Annotated in this window: 14 protein-coding genes; 10 read left to right on the forward strand and 4 right to left on the reverse strand. The window is 75.2% G+C overall.

The annotated features are described in order from the left end of the window. The first annotated feature begins 110 nt into the window (after positions 1-110). The 7 genes from ACWDD9_RS11155 to ACWDD9_RS11185 all read left to right on the forward strand — a co-directional run bounded on the left by ACWDD9_RS11155 (position 111) and on the right by ACWDD9_RS11185 (position 7,437). On the forward strand, positions 111-797 hold the full coding sequence (locus ACWDD9_RS11155; RefSeq protein ID WP_049652623.1) for a TetR/AcrR family transcriptional regulator: 687 nt from the start codon (positions 111-113) through the stop codon (positions 795-797). A 116-nt stretch (positions 798-913) separates the two neighbouring features. Further along, a complete protein-coding gene (locus ACWDD9_RS11160; RefSeq protein WP_387966220.1) occupies positions 914-2,242 on the forward strand; it encodes a sensor histidine kinase in 1,329 nt (442 codons plus the stop codon). After that, the gene (locus tag ACWDD9_RS11165; RefSeq protein ID WP_049652627.1) at positions 2,239-2,913 is read left to right on the forward strand and encodes a response regulator; all 675 of its coding nucleotides are present in this window, start codon (positions 2,239-2,241) and stop codon (positions 2,911-2,913) included. The genes ACWDD9_RS11160 and ACWDD9_RS11165 overlap by 4 nt, the downstream gene beginning before the upstream one ends. Before the next feature lie 153 nt (positions 2,914-3,066). Beyond that, complete coding sequence (locus ACWDD9_RS11170; protein ID WP_449811430.1) at positions 3,067-4,191, forward strand: alpha/beta hydrolase; 1,125 nt, start codon at positions 3,067-3,069, stop codon at positions 4,189-4,191. 27 nt (positions 4,192-4,218) lie between these two features. Further along, the gene (locus ACWDD9_RS11175) at positions 4,219-5,493 is read left to right on the forward strand and encodes an acyltransferase family protein (RefSeq protein ID WP_449811431.1); all 1,275 of its coding nucleotides are present in this window, start codon (positions 4,219-4,221) and stop codon (positions 5,491-5,493) included. 159 nt (positions 5,494-5,652) lie between these two features. Continuing rightward, on the forward strand, positions 5,653-5,997 hold the full coding sequence (locus tag ACWDD9_RS11180; RefSeq protein WP_449811432.1) for an MmcQ/YjbR family DNA-binding protein: 345 nt from the start codon (positions 5,653-5,655) through the stop codon (positions 5,995-5,997). A 225-nt stretch (positions 5,998-6,222) separates the two neighbouring features. Beyond that, positions 6,223-7,437 (forward strand): alpha/beta hydrolase family protein, encoded by a 1,215-nt coding sequence (locus ACWDD9_RS11185; RefSeq protein WP_259316584.1) that lies wholly within the window; start codon positions 6,223-6,225, stop codon positions 7,435-7,437. Here the strand turns inward: ACWDD9_RS11185 and ACWDD9_RS11190 are convergent. Continuing rightward, positions 7,434-8,423 carry a helix-turn-helix transcriptional regulator gene (locus tag ACWDD9_RS11190; protein WP_074000767.1) on the reverse strand — a complete coding sequence of 330 codons (990 nt, stop codon included), beginning with the start codon at positions 8,421-8,423 and terminating at the stop codon, positions 7,434-7,436. The two genes, ACWDD9_RS11185 and ACWDD9_RS11190, sit on opposite strands and share 4 nt — an antisense overlap. 111 nt (positions 8,424-8,534) lie before the next feature. On the opposite strand from ACWDD9_RS11190, the gene ACWDD9_RS11195 reads away from it, so the two are divergent. Next, positions 8,535-9,113, forward strand: coding sequence for a TIGR03086 family metal-binding protein (locus tag ACWDD9_RS11195; RefSeq protein ID WP_049652636.1), 579 nt, complete (start codon positions 8,535-8,537; stop codon positions 9,111-9,113). Positions 9,114-9,165: 52 nt separating this feature from the next. Here ACWDD9_RS11195 and ACWDD9_RS11200 read toward each other — a convergent pair whose 3' ends face one another. Both ACWDD9_RS11200 and ACWDD9_RS11205 read right to left on the reverse strand, forming a co-directional pair. Continuing rightward, positions 9,166-10,179, reverse strand: coding sequence for an aldo/keto reductase (locus ACWDD9_RS11200; RefSeq protein WP_117487561.1), 1,014 nt, complete (start codon positions 10,177-10,179; stop codon positions 9,166-9,168). Next, positions 10,176-10,679 (reverse strand): MerR family transcriptional regulator, encoded by a 504-nt coding sequence (locus ACWDD9_RS11205; RefSeq protein ID WP_416873346.1) that lies wholly within the window; start codon positions 10,677-10,679, stop codon positions 10,176-10,178. Before ACWDD9_RS11205 ends, ACWDD9_RS11200 begins: the two co-directional genes overlap by 4 nt. 132 nt (positions 10,680-10,811) lie before the next feature. Between ACWDD9_RS11205 and ACWDD9_RS11210 the strand changes: the two genes are divergently transcribed. Continuing rightward, positions 10,812-11,645: a serine hydrolase domain-containing protein gene (locus tag ACWDD9_RS11210; RefSeq protein WP_380778104.1), complete on the forward strand. Its 834-nt coding sequence runs from the start codon at positions 10,812-10,814 to the stop codon at positions 11,643-11,645. Here ACWDD9_RS11210 and ACWDD9_RS11215 read toward each other — a convergent pair. Then, positions 11,642-12,418, reverse strand: a complete 777-nt coding sequence (locus ACWDD9_RS11215; RefSeq protein WP_449811433.1) for a pirin family protein — start codon at positions 12,416-12,418, stop codon at positions 11,642-11,644. The genes ACWDD9_RS11210 and ACWDD9_RS11215 overlap by 4 nt on opposite strands. Positions 12,419-12,642: 224 nt before the next feature. On the opposite strand from ACWDD9_RS11215, the gene ACWDD9_RS11220 reads away from it, so the two are divergent. Further along, the gene (locus ACWDD9_RS11220; protein WP_074001159.1) at positions 12,643-13,839 is read left to right on the forward strand and encodes a PucR family transcriptional regulator; all 1,197 of its coding nucleotides are present in this window, start codon (positions 12,643-12,645) and stop codon (positions 13,837-13,839) included. Positions 13,840-13,841: the final 2 nt, after the last annotated feature.

The raw sequence follows: 13,841 nt of genomic DNA on the forward strand, positions 1-13,841 counted from the left end.
TCAGCCGCTGACATTCGGCAAACAGTGACTTCTGGCCATAACTGACATTTGTCAGAGCGCTAGGATCGTGCTCCCACCGCCGTACCCAGCCCTCCGGAAGGCCCCTGCTCATGGCCGCTCACACCCCCCGCACCACCGCCGCCCCGGAGGGCCCCGGGCGCACGCCCGGACTGCGCGAGCGCAAGAAGCAGCAGACCCGGTACGCCCTGATCCAGGCCGCCCACGTGCTCTTCCTCCGGCAGGGCTTCGCCCGGACGACCGTCGACGAGATCGCCTCCGCCGTCGACGTCTCCCAGCGCACCTTCTTCCGCTACTTCGCCAACAAGGACGAGGTCGCGCTCGCCGTGATGGCCGTGGCCGAGGACTACTTCATGGAGTGCCTGCGCCACCGCCCGGCCGAGGAGACCCCGCTCCAGGCCCTGCGCGCCTCGATCGTCAAGGCCTGGCACGACCTCGGCAGCGAGGAGGCCGCCGGCCCCGGCTCGATCCACAGCGCCCTCGAACTCATGCGGATGATCGAGGAGACGCCCCCGCTGCTCGCCGCCCACCTGCGGCGGGTCAACGAGCAGGAGCGGCTGGTCGTCCGGGTGCTCGCCGAACGCGAGGGCCTGGACCCGGCCGAGGACCTGCGCCCGGCCGTGCTCGCCGCCGTCTTCGGCGGACTGCTGCGCCTGGCCCACCTCTCCTGGAGCGCCGAGCACGAGCCGGCCGGCCCCGAGGGCATGGTCGCGGTGATCGAGCGTCACTTCGACCAGCTCGGCCCGGCCCTGGCCGGCCACTGGCACGACCGCGCGTAGTACCCGGCCGCGCACCCGCGTCATACCGGGGTATCACCCGGTACCCCGGTAGCACCCGGAAAATCGGGCTCCGGTGCGACGCCCGGCGGGGCCCCGCCCTCCTAGGCTGGCGCGCGATGAAGAACCTCACCGCCGCCGAGCTCCGCCCGCACGCCCTGCGCCTGCTGGGCACCTTCCGACACCACCTGACCACCCCGAGCGGCGGCCACACCCCGCTGCTCGGAACGTCGCCCCGGCGCTGGGTGCGCCGGCTGCCGTACGCCGTCGTCCTGATCATGCTGTCCTCGCTGATCCCCGCCGGGATCGCCACCCTGGTCGGCTTCTTCGGCCTGGTGCTCCCGGTGGCCGGCGCGCTCACCGTCGCCCAGACGGTGCCGCTGCTGCTCGCCATCACCCGGCCGCTGGCCGCCTGGTGGATCAGCGCGGGCACCCTGGTCGCCACCGCCACCATCACCGCCCGGTACGACCAGGACGGCGGCACCTGGCCGTGGACCGCGCCGATGATCCTCTCGTACCTCTTCCTGCTGATCGCCCTGGCGCTGCGGGAGAGCCGGGCCACCCTGCTCTCGGTCTGGCTCGCCACCATCGCGCTCACCGCGCTCACCACCACGCTCGGCCTGCCCCGCTCCGGCGACGGCACCACCATGCTGCTGATCGCGCTCAGCGGCGCCGTGCTGCTGCTCGGCTGGGCCGTCCGGGACCGCGCCGAGGCGCGCCGACTGCTCAGCGAGCAGGAGCAGATCAGCGAGGTCGAACGTGAACGCCGCACCCTACTGGAGGAACGCGCCCGGATCGCACGGGAGTTGCACGACGTGGTCGCGCACCACATGTCGGTCATCGCGGTGCAGGCCGCCAGCGCGCCGTACCGGATCACCGGGGTGCCGGACGAGGCCGCCGAGGAGTTCACCGCGATAGCCGGCACCGCCCGCGAGTCGCTGGCCGAGATGCGCCGGCTGCTCGGCGTGCTGCGCAGCGAGGAGTCCGGCGGGGAGCGGGCCCCGCAGCCCGGGGTGGGCCAACTCGCCCAGCTGGTCGAGACGGTGGGCCGGGCCGGGGTACCGGCCGAACTGACGGTGGAACCGGGCCTGGTGGACCTGCTGGACCAGGCACCGCAGGCCGTCGGCCTGTCCGCCTACCGGATCGTGCAGGAGGCGCTGGCCAACGTGGTGCGGCACGCCCCCGGCGCGCGGGCCTGGGTGTCGCTGAGCACGGACGGCCCGGCGCTGCTGGTGACGGTGGTCAACGCGCCCCCGCCGCAGCGCACCGAGTCGCTGGAGGCCTCGGTCGAGGGCACCGGGCAGGGGCTGGTCGGAATGCGTGAACGCGTCCGGCTGGTCGATGGCAGGCTGGACACCGGCCCGTTGCCGGACGGCGGCTTCAAGGTGGCCGCCGTCCTGCCCGTCGACCGCCCCGACACCGACACCCCCCAGGAGACCACCGCATGACCATCCGCGTGATCATCGTCGACGACCAGGCCATGGTGCGCGCGGGCTTCGCGGCCCTGCTCAACGCCCAGAGCGACATCGACGTGGTGGGGGACGCGGCGGACGGCGCCCAGGCCCTGGAGGTCAACGGCCGCACCCACCCGGACCTGGTGCTGATGGACGTCCGGATGCCCGTCATGGACGGCCTGGAGGCGGCCCGGCGGCTGCTCGAACCGGCCGTGCCCGGCGCCCACCGGCCCAAGGTGCTGATGCTGACCACCTTCGACGTGGACGACTACGTGTACGAGGCGCTGCGCGCCGGGGCCAGCGGCTTCCTGCTCAAGGACGCCCCGCCGGCCGACCTGATCGCCGCGGTCCGGGTGGTCGCGGCCGGCGAGGCACTGCTCGCCCCCTCGGTGACCCGCCGGCTGATCGAGGACTTCGCCCGCACCCGCCCGGCCAGGCGCCGCGACCCCAAGGTGCGGCTCAACGGCCTGACCCCGCGCGAGACCGAGGTGCTGGAGCTGATCGCCCGCGGCCTGTCCAACCAGGAGATAGCCGCCGGGCTGGTGCTCGCCGAGCAGACCGTCAAGACCCACATCGGGCGCATCCTCGCCAAGCTCGGCCTGCACAACCGCGCCCAGGCGGTGATCCTGGCCTACGAGTCCGGCCTGGTGACACCGGGTCAGTAACCGGCAGCTGTTCGCCCTCTCCTCTGATACCCGGGTAGCACCCGGGAATTGGCCCCGCGGTGTGACGTCCGCGGGGCCGTCGCATTCCTACCTTCCTCCTCGTCGGAAGCCGAACCGAGTCGGCGGCCGAACGGACGAGGAGGGAGCAGGGACATGCGCAGGTTTCGAGCCGGGCGGGCGATCGCCGGCGCCGCGGTGGCAGTGGCGATCATGCTCGGCGCGGGCGGCTGGGCCGCCGACACCCAGACCCCGGTCACCGGCCCGCCGCCCGGCAGCGCCGCGTGGACGGCCGACACCTCGCTCGGCCTGCGGCTGCCCGACCCGGCCACCACCGAACCGGCCCGGGTCGCCGCGTTCTTCTCCGGGCTGGACCCGGCCCGGCAGGACGCCCTGACCACCCGGTACCCGCTGGTGGTCGGCAACCTGGACGGCGCCCCGATCGCCCTCCGGTACCGGGCCAACGCCCTGGCGCTGACCGCCGAGCGCACCCGCGAACTCGCCCGGGCCGCCGACCCCGCCCTCACCCCGCAGGACCACGAGGCCGCCCGCACCCGCGCCGAGCGCTACCGCGCCCTGCTGGACGGCGGCCGGCGGATCCTCGCCTTCGACCCGCGCGGCCGCGGCCAGGTCGCCGAGGTGTACGGCGACCTCGCCACCGCCCGCCGCACCGCCGTGATCGTCCCCGGCTCCGACACCGACCTGCTCCGCTTCGACCGCGCCGGCGACCCGTACGGCACCCCGGCCGGCATGGCCCGGGCGCTCCTGGACGCCACCGGCGGACAGACCGCCGTGATCGCCTGGGCCGGCTACACCACCCCGCTCGGCCTCGGCCTGGACGCCGCCACCGAGGACCTGGCCCGGGCCGGCGCCCCCCGCCTCACCCGGCTGCTCGACGGACTCGCCGCCACCACCCGCCCGCAGGACCCGCCCACCGTGTTCTGCCACAGCTACGGCTCGGTGGTCTGCGGCCTGGCCCGCCCCACCCCCGCACAGGCCTCCGGCGTGGTGGTGCTCGGCTCGCCCGGCATGGGCGTCGGCTCGGCCGCCGACCTCGACCCGGGCGTCCCGCTCTGGGCCACCGCCCGCAACGACTCCGACTGGATCGGCGACGTGCCCAAGGTCCGGCTGTTCGGCCTCGGCCACGGCGCCGACCCGACCGCCCCCGGCTTCGGCGCCCGCCCGCTGCCCGCCACCGGATCCCACGGCCACACCGGCTACTTCGCCCCCGGCACCGCCTCCCTCGCCGCCTACGCCGCCGTCGCCCTCGGCCGCGCCTGACCCGCCCGCACCGGAAGGAGCACCACCATGGCCGACACCCTCGCCGCCCCGCCCCGTACCCCCCGAGCGCTCGCCGCCGGACCGCTCACCGCCCTGCGCCGCGCCGCCGCGCGGGTCGACGCGAAGACCCCGGCCGACCGCGACCGCGCCCTGGACGGGCTGCGCGCCCTCGCCCTGCTCGCCGTACCGGTCGGCCACTGGATGCTCGGCGGCTTCACCCGCTCCCCCGACGGCGCCCTGCACAACGCCAGCCCGCTCTCCACCCTCGGCTTCTTCGCCCCGCTCAGCTGGGTGCTCCAGATGCTCGGGGTGTTCTTCCTGGTCGGCGGCCACTCCTCGGTCCGCTCGCTGGAGCGGGCCCGGGCCAAGGGCGTCACGTACGGCGGCTGGCTGCGGGCCCGTGCGGTCCGGCTGCTGCGCCCGGTGCTCGGGGTGGCGGCCGTCTGGGCGGCGCTGATCCCGCTGCTGCCCGCGCTCGGCGTCCCCGAGGACACCGTGCGCACCGGCGCCACCCTGGTGGTGCAGCCGCTCTGGTACATCGGGGTCTACCTGGGGCTGACGGCCCTCACCCCGCTCTGCGTGGCCGCCGGGCGCCGGCTGGGCGGCTGGTCGGCGGGCCTGCTGGTGGCCTCGGTCGCCGCCGTCGACCTGCTGCGGTACGGGCCGTGGGCCGGGTCGGTGCCGTCCTGGGTCGCGCTGCTGAACATCCTGCCGGGCTGGCTGTTCGGCTACCAGCTGGGCGTGCTCTGGGCGCAGGGCCGGCTCGGCCGCCCGACGGCCCGGGTGCTGCTGCTCGGCGGCGGCGCGCTGTTCGCCGCGCTGCTGCTGGTCTTCCACTACCCGGCCAGCATGGTCGGCGTGCCCGGGGCGGAGCGGACCAACTCGCACCCGCCGTCCCTGCTGGTGCTCGCCCTGGCGGCGTTCCAGTGCGGCGCCGCGGTACTGCTGCGGGAGCGGCTGGGCCGGCTGCTGACCGGCCGTCCGCTGCTCTGGCTGCCGGTCGTGGTGGTCAACCTGTCGGCGATGACGATCTTCTGCTGGCACCAGAGCGCGATGCTCGCGGTGGCGGTGCCCGGCGCGGCCGCCCTGGGCGCCGTCCCGGGGCTGAGCACGGCGCCGGACTCGCTCGGCTGGGTGCTCGCCCGGCTGGCGCTGCTGCCGCTGTTCGGCGCCGTGCTGGTGGCGGTCGGCTGGTTCACCCGCCGGTTCGACGGCCCGTGGACGGCCCTCTCCCGGGGCGGCAAGGCGGTGGCCGGGGCCGCGGCGGCGCTGTTCGCGGCGTACGCGCTGGGCATGGTGTGACGGTCCGCCGGGTGCGGCCTGGCCGAACGGCGGGGCGCACCACCGTCGCTGGGGCGTGGACCGGTCGGTCCGCGCCCCTGCGGCCGTCGCCCGCCGCCCCCGGTGCGCCGCGCCGCGCGCCGGGGGCGCGCTGTCAGTGCCCTGCCCTACCCTGCCGCCATGGTGACGTTCGACGAGTTCCGCACGATGGCCCTGGCCCTGCCGGAGGCCGCCCAGGAGCCGACCTGGGACATCGAGACGCTGCGGGTGCGCGGCCGGATCTTCGCGATGGGCGCGCCCGACGGGGACCGCGTCACCGTCAAGGCCTCCCCCGAGGACCAGGCCGAACTGCTCGCCGCCGAGCCCGAGGTGTTCTCCTCCGCCCCGTACGTCGGCCGGCACGGCTGGGTGAGCGTCCGGCTGGACCTGGTGGACGGGGACGAGCTGTGCGACCTGGTCACCGAGGCCTGGCGGCGGACGGCGCCGAAGCGCCTGGTCCGCGCGTTCGACGAATCCGGGGTCTGAGCGCGCCCCTTCCCACCGGCCGCACCGGCCTCCGTACGAACCACTGTCCGAACCACTGGGAGACGTCGGACGGACACCCCTGGTTCATGTGAGCCATCCCACAGTTTAGGCGTTCCCGGCATCCCTTCGGGCCCCCTAGGCTTGCGCAGGGAAGTCAGCAGAGCTATCGCACCCTCCGGGCACCACCGCCCGCGAAACGGTGCGGGCCCCAAGGGAGTTGGTGCGGTGCGCATCCGTCGGCGCTGGAAGCGGGTACTGATCGGGGCGTTCGCCGGCTGCGCGGTGCTCGCCGACGCCGGGGCCGTCGCCGCCGCGGCCGCCGTCTCCTCCGAACAGCTGGCGATCTCCACGCCCCCGGCCGGCAGCGCCGCCTGGGTCGAGGACCACTCCTTCGGCCGCTCCCTGCCCGACCCGGCGACCACCACCCCGGCCGCCGCCGCGGCGTTCTTCGCCTCGCTCGCGCCCACCGAGCTGGACCGGCTGATCCAGGACTACCCGCTGGTCGTCGGCAACTACGACGGCGCCCCGCTGGACCTGCGCTACCGCGCCAACCGGATCGCCCTGGCCGCCGAGCACGACCGGGCCCTGGCCCGCGCCGCCGACGGCACGCTGGACTCCGACACCCGCGCGCTGGCCGTCTCCCGCGCCAACGACGTCGAGCACCTGCTCGCCCCCGACCGGCAGATCCTGGCCTTCGACCCGCGCGGCCGCGGCCTGGTCACCGAGGTGTGGGGCGACCTCGCCGACGCCGAGCGGATCTCCGTGCTCGTCCCCGGCTCGGACGCCGACCTCGGCCACCACGACCAGGCGGCCGACCCGCTGCGCTCCCCGGCCGGCATGGCCCGCGCCCTCCACACCGAGGAGCAGCGCCAGGCCCCGGACACCCGGACCGCCGTGATCTCCTGGACCGGCTACGTCACCCCCTCCGGCCTCGGCCCGGACGCGGCCACCTCCCGGCTCGCCGACGTCGCCGCCCCCCGGCTGGAGCGGCTGCTCGCCGGGCTCAAGGAGACCACCCGGCCGGACGCGCCGCCGGCGCTGCTCTGCCACTCGTACGGCTCGGTGGTCTGCGGTACGGCCGCCCCGGACATCCCGCGCGCGGCCGCCTCGCCGTCCGACACCTCCGGCATCACCGACCTGGTGGTCTTCGGCAGCCCGGGCATGGGCGTGCAGAACACCGGCGAGCTGGGCGCGGGCGTGCACCTCTGGGCCACCCGCAACCCCAGCGACTGGATCGGCAACGTGCCGTTCATGGAGGTCGGCGGGCTCGGCCACGGCGCCGACCCGGCCGCGAGCGGCTTCGGCTCCGAACTGATCTCCTCGGCCCGCGCGGCCGGCCACAACGGCTACCTCACCGAGGGCACCGACAGCCTGCACAACTTCGCGGCGATCTCCCTCGGCCACTACCAGGACGTGGTCCGGGCCAACCCGGGCTCCTAAGACCTGTCTTCGTACAGCCGCAGGGCCTCCGCCGCCGCCCGGGCCAGTTCGCGCCGGGCGGCCGGCGGGGCCAGCACCTCGACGTCCGCGCCGAAGGCCAGCAGCGACCGGACGGCCGCCGGGGCCGGGAAGGCCATCGCCACCTCGGTCCACTCCTCGGCCGGGACGGCGCCCGGCTCCGGCGGCGGTGCGGTGACCCGGCCGCCGTGGATGCGCAGGAACATGTCCAGCCGTCCGCGCCGGACCCGCACCCGCACCGGCACGTCCTTCGGCAGCCGTTCGACCTGCTCGCGCAGCACCGCCCAGACCTCGCCGAGCCCGACCCCGGTCCGGCGGCGCACCGCCTCCTCGGTGGTGTCGGCGGCCAGCACCCGGTCGGCCCGGAACAGCCGCGGCTCGCCGTGCAGATCGGCCACCAGGTACCAGACCGCGGCCTTGCTCACCAGCCCGTACGGGTCGACGGTGTACTCCACCGGCGCGGGTGTGCCGCTGTGCCGGTAGCGCAGCCGCAGCCGCCGGTCGGCGAAGACGGCGTACTGCAGCTCGCCCAGGTCCGGCCCGGCGGCGGGGCCGGCCGCGCCGGGGGTCTGCATCCAGCGGGCCGGGTCGACCAGGATCCGCTCGCGGACCCGCTCAGCGGCCGGCCGGTGCGGGGCCGGCAGCGCCGCCATCACCTTGCGCAGCGCCGAGCCGAGCGCGCCGTCCAGCCCGAGGTCGCTGTGCGCGCCCTGGGCGGAGAGCACGAACAGCGCCCTCGCCTCGTCCGCGGTCAGGCCGGTGACGTCGGTGCGGTAGCCGGGCAGCAGGCCGATGCCGCCGTGCCGCCCGCGTTCGGTGAACACCGGCACCCCGGCGGCGGAGAGCGACTCGACGTCGCGGTAGATGGTGCGGACGGACACCTCCAGCCGCTCGGCGAGTTCGGTGGCGGGCACCCGGCCGCGGGTCTGGAGCAGCAGGAGGATCGAGAGCAGGCGGTCGGCCTTCATGGTCCAAGAATCCCAGTAATCCTGACGGCCGTTGTCAGGTTTTACTGGGAGATTGCGTTCCGGGCCCGAAAGGGGCCCGAACGACCACCCGACACCAGGGAGTTGAGCGCCATGACCGCCGTCCAGGACGCCCGCCCGCAGTACCAGGCCGCCCTCGACCAGCTGGAGAAGCTGTTCGCCACCGTCACCCCGGCCGACCTCGACCGGCCCACGCCCTGTACCGAGTTCACCCTGCGCGGGCTGCTGAACCACGTGGTCGGCGGCGTCCACCGGTTCGCGTACATGGGCGAGGGCGGCCACGCCGAGGACACCGTGGCCGCCATCGAGGACCCGTCCGACGAGGGCTGGCCGGCCGCCCTGGGCCGGGCCCGCGCCCGGGTGACCGCCGCCTGGGCGGACGACGCCAAGCTCGGCCGCCCGACCGTCGCCCCCTGGGGCGAGGTGCCCGGCGCGATGGCGGTCGGCGGCTACCTGATGGAGCTGGTGACCCACTCCGGGGACATCGCCCGGAGCCTCGACAACGGCTTCGCCCTGGACGACGACCTGGCGCGGACCGCCCTGGGCATCGCCGAGTTCGTGCTGCCGGCCGAGCGGCGGGTGCCGGGCGTTCCGTTCGCCGCCGTCCGGCCGGTCGCCGAGGACGCCGACGTGCACACCCGGCTGGCCGCCTGGACGGGCCGTACGGTCTGAGCCCGGCGGCCGGCCCGGGGCGTCCGCCGACTCCCCGGGCCGCCGGTGCCCGCTACTCGCGCGCCGCCGAGGTGGAGCTCATGTCCGCGTAGCGGCTCCCCGCCACCCGGCCGGCCACCGGCTCCAGCAGCGCCAGCTCCTCGGCGGTCAGCCGCAGCGTCGCCGCCGCGGTGTTCTCGGCGAGCCGGCTCCGCTTGCGGGTGCCCGGGATCGGCACCACGGCCAGCCCGTGCACCTCGGCCCGCTGGTGCACCCAGGCCAGCGCGACCTGGGCGAGCGTGACGCCGCGGGCCGCGGCGATCTCCCGCAGCGGGTCGAGCAGTTCGCCGTTGGCGGCCGCGTTGTCGCCGGTGAAGCGGGGGTGGTTGCGGCGGTAGTCGTTCGCCGAGAGCTCCGTGGCGTCCTGGAAGGCGCCGGTCAGGAAGCCCCGCCCGAGCGGCGAGTACGGCACGAAGGCGACGCCCAGCTCCGCCGCGGCCGGCACCGCCGTGCTCTCGACGTCACGGGCGAACACCGACCACTCGGACTGGAGCGCGGCGATCGGGTGGACGGCGTGCGCCTCGCGCAGCTCGGCCCCGGTCACCTCGGACAGGCCGAGGTGGCGCACCTTGCCGGCCTTCACCAGCTCGGCCATGGCGCCGACCGAGTCGGCCAGCGGCACGGCCGGGTCGCGGCGGTGCATGTAGTACAGGTCGATCTCGTCCACGCCGAGGCGGCGCAGCGAGGCGTCCACCGCGGTCCGGATGTACGCCGGGTCGTTGCTGATGCCGCGGACGGCGCCGTCCTCCTCGGAGCGCAGGATGGCGAACTTGGTGGCGAGCACCACCTTGTCCCGGTTGGCCCGGACGAAGGGGCCGATGAGCTCCTCGTTGCGGCCGGAGCCGTACATGTCGGCGGTGTCGAAGAGGGTGACGCCGGTCTCCAGCGCGGCGTCCAGGGTGGCGAGCGCCTCGTCGGCGTCGGTGGGGCCGTAGAACTCGCTCATGCCCATGCAGCCGAGGCCCTGGACGCCCACCAGCGGGCCGCCGGTGCCGAGTTCGACGGTGGGAAGGACGGTCTGAGTCATGCGCTCTGCTCTTCCTCTCCATGGATGTTCTGGCACTTGGCCGGGACGCCGGCGCCGACGGCGCCCTTCCCGGCATAGATGTCGATCTTGTAGTCGAGGACGGCGAGGGTCGCCTGGAGGTCCACGATCCGCTGTCGGACCTCCTCGCGCTGGGCCTCCAGGAGCAGCCGACGCTCCCCGTAGGTCTGCTCGCCCTGGCGGGCCATGTCCACGTACTTGAGCATGTCCGCCACCGACATGCCGGTCAGCCGCAGCCGGCCCAGGAAGGCCAGCCGGTGCAGGTCGGCGTCGGAGTAGCGGCGCTGGCCGCCCGCCGCCCGGTCGACCGGGTCCAGCAGGCCGATCCGCTCGTACCAGCGCAGGGTGTGGGCGGTCAGCCCGCTCGCCGTGGCGACCTCGCTGATGGTGTGCCTCGGGCTCGGGTCCGGATCGCCGACGGGGCGGCTGAAGACCTCGGAGCAGCTGCGCAGGTCGATCTCGATGCGTGCGGGTGCGGCCATCGCTCGTTCCCCCTTGTCCTGTGCGACGGGAACGACGCTACAGAGTTGGAGTGCACTCCAAGCAAGCCCGCCATCCGGGTGGGCCCGCCACCACCTTTTCCGAGGATTTTCCCGGCGACTAGAGTCGGGCCCATGGAGAGCTTGCGGATGATCGAGAACTGGCCGGTGCCCCATGCCGCGGCGGCGGTGGTCCGGGCGGCGGACGGCGCGGTGCTGGGCGCGCACGGGCCGCAGCAGCACCTGTTCCCGCTCGCCTCGGTGACCAAGCTGCTCACCTCGTACGCGGCGCTGGTCGCCCTGGAGGAGGGCGTGTTCGAGCTGGACGACCCGGCCGGGCCGCCCGGGTCCACCGTCCGCCACCTGCTCGCGCACACCTCCGGCCTGGGCTTCGACGAGGACCGGGTGTTCGCCGAGCCCGGCAACCGCCGGCTCTACTCCAACGCGGGCTTCGACGCGCTGGCCCGGACGCTCTCCGAGGCCGCCGGGATCGAGTTCTCCCGCTACGTCGCCGAGGCGGTGTTCGAGCCGCTGGGCATGACGGACACCCTGATCCACACCGCCCACAAGTCCCCGGCCGGCGCCGGCGGCCTGTCCACCGTCGCCGACCTCACCCGGTTCGCCGCCGAGCTGCAGGCCCCCAAGCTGCTGGACCCGTCCACCGTCCGGCAGGCCACCCGCGAGGTCGCCTTCCCCGGCACCAGCGGCGTGCTGCCCGGCTACGGCCACCGCCGCCCGAACGACTGGGGCCTCGGCTTCGAGATCCGCGACGGCAAGAGCCCGCACTGGACCGGCACCGCCAACTCCCCCGGAACCTTCGGCCACTTCGGCCAGTCCGGCACCTTCCTGTGGGTCGACCCGCAGGCCGGCGCGGCCTGCGTCGCGCTCACCGACCGGGACTTCGGACCGTGGGCGGTCGAGGCCTGGCCGGCCTTCTCGGACGCGGTGCTGGCGGAACTGAACGGCTAGCCGTACGAGACCGGCGAGTGCATCTCCCAGAGCAGGAGTTCGGCGCCGGTCTCCCCCGCCGCCGGGTCGGCGAAGGCCTCGCCGGTGATCCGCACGCTGTCGCCCGGGACCATCGAGCGGCCGCCGCCCTTGGGCCCCGGAACGGTCCGGTAGCCCAGCGAGCCGGCCGTCAGGTGCGCGTACCGCCAGGGCGCCTCGGGCAGCGGCGGCAGCGGCTGCCACGGCCCGGCGGTGGCCAGCCAGAGCGCGGCGTCGCGGCGTCGCAGCCGCAGGGCGTCCGTCCCGGCGTCGCGCTCCAGGCCGGAGGCGAGCAGCGTCAACCCGCCGTCCGCCGGTTCCACCTTGCGCAGGCCGTACGCGGGCGGCGCGTCGAACTCGTCCGGCTGGAGCCACATCTGGACGAAGCGGACCGGCCCGGTGGCGCCGCCGACGTTGCGCTCGGTGTGGGTGACGCCGGAGCCGGCGCTGAGGTGCTGCACCATCCCGGGCCGGACCACCCCGCTGTGGCCGTACGAGTCCCGGTGGGCCAGCGCCCCCTCCAGCACCCAGGTGAGGATCTCGGTGTCCCGGTGCTTGTGCTCCTCGAACCCGGCGCCGGGTTCGAGGAGTTCCTCGTTGCACGCGAGCAGCGCGCCGAAGTGGGTGTTCTTCGGGTCGTAGTGGCCCGAGAAGGAGAACGCGTGCCGGGTCTCGACGCCCTCGGCCGGGGCGGAGCGGTAGCGTTCGGCGGTGCGGCGCAGGTCGGCGCGGGGGCGGTCGGCGGCTTCGGTCACGCCCCCACCGTAGTCGCCGGCGCGCGGGGTGTGACTCTTGCCACCGCGCCGCTCCGCCGGGGGGTGTGCACGAGCAGTCACTCGCGTGAGGCAGTCTTGTCCTTGTGCCAGCCGCTTCCGCGAACTCCAAGAGCGAACCCAGCCCCAGCCCCGCACCCGACCCCACCGGGAAGAGCCCGGCCGCCCGGGCGGGCCGTGACCGCCCCGGCCGCGCGGCGCCCCGCCTGACGGCGCAGGAGCGCAGAAACGCCGCCGAGCGCGCCGAGCGCCGGGCCGCGACGCTCAAGCGGCTGGAGAAGTCCTCCGGCAAGCTGGCCACCGCCGCGATCTCGCGGATGGACGACCAGCTCGGCTGGTACCGGCGGATGCCCCCGGAGCACCGGTCCTGGATCGGCCTGGTCGCCCAGGCCGGCATCGCCGCCTTCACCGAGTGGTACCGCCACCCCGACGCCGCCCAGGCGATCTCCACCGACGTCTTCGGCACCGCCCCGCGCGAGCTGACCAGGGCGATCACCCTGCGCCAGACCGTCGAGCTGATCCGCACCACGATCGAGGTGATGGAGGAGGCCATCGAGGAGGTGGCCGCCCCCGGCGACGAGGCGGACATGCGCGAGTCGGTGCTGGTCTACGCCCGGGAGATCGCCTTCGCGACCGCCCAGGTGTACGCCCAGGCCGCCGAGGCGCGCGGCGCCTGGGACGCCCGGCTGGAGGCGCTGGTGGTGAACTCGCTGCTGTCCGGCGACGCCGACGAGGGCGTGCTCTCGCGGGCCGCGGCGCTCGGCTGGGGCCAGCCCAGCCAGGTCCGGGTGGTGATGGGCAGCGCGCCGGACGGCGACAGCGAGCTGGTGGTCGAGGCGATCCGCCGGGCCGCCCGGTACGCCAAGCTGAACGTGCTGACCGGGGTGCTGGGCAAGCGCCTGGTGGTCGTGGTCGGCGGCGAGAAGGAGCCGGTGCACGCGGCCCGCGCGCTGATCGGCCAGTTCGCGCCGGGCCCGGTGGTGGTCGGCCCGACCGTGCCCGACCTGCTCTCCGCGACCCGCTCGGCCGCCGCCGCCGCGGCCGGCCTGCGGGCCTGCGCCGCCTGGCCGGACGCCCCCCGCCCGGTGCTGGCCGACGACCTGCTGCCCGAACGGGCGCTGGCCGGCGACCAGGCCGCGCGCCGCCAGCTGGTGGAGGAGATCTACACACCGCTGGACGAGGCCGGCTCCGCCCTGCTGGAGACGCTGAGTGTCTACCTGGAGCAGGCCTCCTCGCTGGAGGGTGCGGCCCGGATGCTCTTCGTCCACCCGAATACGGTGCGCTACCGGCTACGACGTGTGACTGACGTCACGGGGTACGCCCCCTCCGACGTACGTTCGGCGTTCACTCTGCGGATCGCACTGGCCCTCGGCCGGCTGGACGCCGTCGGGGAGCCCGGCTGAGC

This window comes from Kitasatospora sp. NPDC001119 (assembly GCF_053598475.1).

What these genes read in the sequence shown, in the direction of transcription:
- ACWDD9_RS11155 (WP_049652623.1), top strand. Translation starts at nt 111, where the DNA reads ATGGCCGCTCACACCCCCCGCACCACCGCCGCCCCGGAGGGCCCCGGG.
- ACWDD9_RS11160 (WP_387966220.1), top strand. Translation starts at nt 914, where the DNA reads ATGAAGAACCTCACCGCCGCCGAGCTCCGCCCGCACGCCCTGCGCCTG.
- ACWDD9_RS11165 (WP_049652627.1), top strand. Translation starts at nt 2,239, where the DNA reads ATGACCATCCGCGTGATCATCGTCGACGACCAGGCCATGGTGCGCGCG.
- ACWDD9_RS11170 (WP_449811430.1), top strand. Translation starts at nt 3,067, where the DNA reads ATGCGCAGGTTTCGAGCCGGGCGGGCGATCGCCGGCGCCGCGGTGGCA.
- ACWDD9_RS11175 (WP_449811431.1), top strand. Translation starts at nt 4,219, where the DNA reads ATGGCCGACACCCTCGCCGCCCCGCCCCGTACCCCCCGAGCGCTCGCC.
- ACWDD9_RS11180 (WP_449811432.1), top strand. Translation starts at nt 5,653, where the DNA reads ATGGTGACGTTCGACGAGTTCCGCACGATGGCCCTGGCCCTGCCGGAG.
- ACWDD9_RS11190 (WP_074000767.1), bottom strand. Translation starts at nt 8,423, where the DNA reads ATGAAGGCCGACCGCCTGCTCTCGATCCTCCTGCTGCTCCAGACCCGC.
- ACWDD9_RS11195 (WP_049652636.1), top strand. Translation starts at nt 8,535, where the DNA reads ATGACCGCCGTCCAGGACGCCCGCCCGCAGTACCAGGCCGCCCTCGAC.
- ACWDD9_RS11200 (WP_117487561.1), bottom strand. Translation starts at nt 10,179, where the DNA reads ATGACTCAGACCGTCCTTCCCACCGTCGAACTCGGCACCGGCGGCCCG.
- ACWDD9_RS11205 (WP_416873346.1), bottom strand. Translation starts at nt 10,679, where the DNA reads ATGGCCGCACCCGCACGCATCGAGATCGACCTGCGCAGCTGCTCCGAG.
- ACWDD9_RS11210 (WP_380778104.1), top strand. Translation starts at nt 10,812, where the DNA reads ATGGAGAGCTTGCGGATGATCGAGAACTGGCCGGTGCCCCATGCCGCG.